At 65.8% G+C, this 1,505-nt stretch carries 1 protein-coding gene; it reads left to right on the top strand.

What is annotated here, in order from left to right; genetic code table 11:
* A partial coding sequence (gene glpK / locus BN903_RS05140; protein ID WP_228841019.1) for a glycerol kinase GlpK occupies nucleotides 1–1,505 on the top strand: 1,505 nt, incomplete at both ends.

The raw sequence follows: 1,505 nt of genomic DNA, 5'->3' as shown, positions 1-1,505 counted from the left end.
AGACCAGGGGACGACCGGTACCCGATTCATGGTGTTCGACCACGAGGGCCAGGTCGTCGCGAACGCCTACGAACAGCACGAACAGATATACCCGAACCCGGGTTGGGTCGAACACGACCCGATCGAGATCTGGGAGAACACACAGCAGGTCGTTCTCGACGGGCTCGCGGACGCGGGGCTCGAAGCCGAGCAGCTCGACGCGATCGGCATCACGAACCAGCGCGAGACGACCATCGTGTGGGACAAAGACTCCGGGAAGCCGGTCCACAACGCCCTCGTGTGGCAGGACCGACGGACGACGGACCGCGTCGAAGAGATCCAGGAGGCGGGCAAAGTCGAGGAGATCCGCGAGAAGACGGGACTGGAGTGTGACGCGTACTTCTCTGCGACCAAGACCGAGTGGATTCTCGACAACGCAGAGCCGCTCAAGATGCAGAGCTCCCGCGGCGGCGACCTCCGTGACCGGGCTCGCGAGGGCGAGCTCGTCATGGGAACGATCGACGCGTGGCTCATCTACAACCTGACGGGCAACCACATCACGGACGTCACAAACGCCTCCCGGACGATGCTGTACAACATCCGGGAGATGGAGTGGGACGACGAACTCCTCGACGAGTTCGACGTGCCGAAGGAGATGGTGCCCGAGGTGCGCCCCTCCTCCGACGAGGACTACTACGGCCACACGGACCCCGACGGCTTCCTCGGCGAGGAAGTGCCGGTCGCCGGCGCGCTCGGCGACCAGCAGGCCGCCCTGTTCGGCCAGACCTGCTTCGACGAGGGCGACGCGAAGAACACCTACGGCACCGGCTCGTTCTACCTGATGAACACGGGCAACGAGGCGGTAAAGTCCGACCACGGACTGCTGACGACGGTCGGGTTCCAGATGTCCGGCGAGCCGGTCCAATACGCGCTCGAGGGCTCCATTTTCATCACCGGTGCCGCCATCGAGTGGCTCGAAGACGTCGACCTGATCAACAACGCGGCCCAGACCGCGGAGCTGGCTCGGTCGGTCGACTCGACCGACGGCGTCTACATGGTCCCGGCATTCACCGGGCTCGGCGCGCCCCACTGGGACGGTCGCGCTCGCGGTACCATCGTCGGGATGACCCGCGGCACGAGCAAGGAACACATCGTCCGGGCGACGCTCGAATCGATCGCCTACCAGACCCGCGACATCGCCGAGGCGATGGAGGCCGACTCCGGCGTCGAGACGACCAGCCTCCGCGTCGACGGCGGCGCGGTCAAGAACAACTTCCTCTGTCAGCTCCAGTCCGACATCATCCAGACGGACATCGCGCGCCCGGAGGTCGACGAGACCACCGCGCTCGGTAGCGCCTACGCTGCCGGCCTCGCCGTCGGCTACTGGGACACCGTCGACGAGCTGCGCGACAACTGGCAGATCGACCGTGAGTTCACCCCTGAGAAGGGCCAAAAAGAGGTCGACAAGCTGTACAGCCGCTGGGACGACGCGGTTGACCGCTCCCGCGACTGGGCGCAGGACGACG

The organism is Halorubrum sp. AJ67 (genome assembly GCF_000513435.1).
This window is presented reverse-complemented; position numbering and strand designations above follow the sequence as displayed.